We start from the raw sequence: 528 nt of genomic DNA, 5'->3' as shown, positions 1-528 counted from the left end.
ACCAGCCGGCAGGTGTCGGAGACGGACACGCTGGGGAACAAGACCCAGTACGGCTACGACACCGGCGGGTTCCTGCGCACGGTGACCGATCCGAACGGCAACGTCACCACCAACGAACACGACGCCCGCGGCAACACCGTCTCCCAGGTGACCTGCCAGGACCAGTCCGCCAACAAGTGCTCCACGGTCTACTACACCTACTACCCCGACGCGACGACGACGGTGTTGAGCCCCGATCCGCGGAACGACGTCATGTTGACGATGCGCGACGGCCGGTCGGCGAGTGCGACGGACAACACCTACCGCACCGCGTTCACCTACGACGCGGCCGGCAACCGCACCAGCGTCACCGACCCGCTCGGCCGGGTCACCACCACCACCTTCACCGACGGCACCACCGTCGCCGCCGCCGACGGCGGCTTCGCCCCCGCCGGCCTGCCGACCACGGTCACCACAGCGGCCGGCAGCGTCCAACGCGTGGTCTACTTCCGCAGCGGCGAAGTCGCCACCGTCACCGACCCCGCCGGC

1 protein-coding gene is annotated in these 528 nt (G+C 69.7%); it reads left to right on the top strand.

Annotated elements, in window-relative coordinates:
- Positions 1 to 528, top strand: a 528-nt coding sequence (locus tag Vau01_RS63100; protein ID WP_204015529.1) for a hypothetical protein, incomplete at both ends; no start/stop codon positions are given.

This window comes from Virgisporangium aurantiacum (assembly GCF_016863635.1).
GTDB classification, from domain to species: Bacteria; Actinomycetota; Actinomycetes; order Mycobacteriales; family Micromonosporaceae; genus Virgisporangium; species Virgisporangium aurantiacum.
The sequence above is the reverse complement of the archived record's forward strand: the minus strand, read 5'-3'. Positions and strand labels throughout refer to the sequence as shown.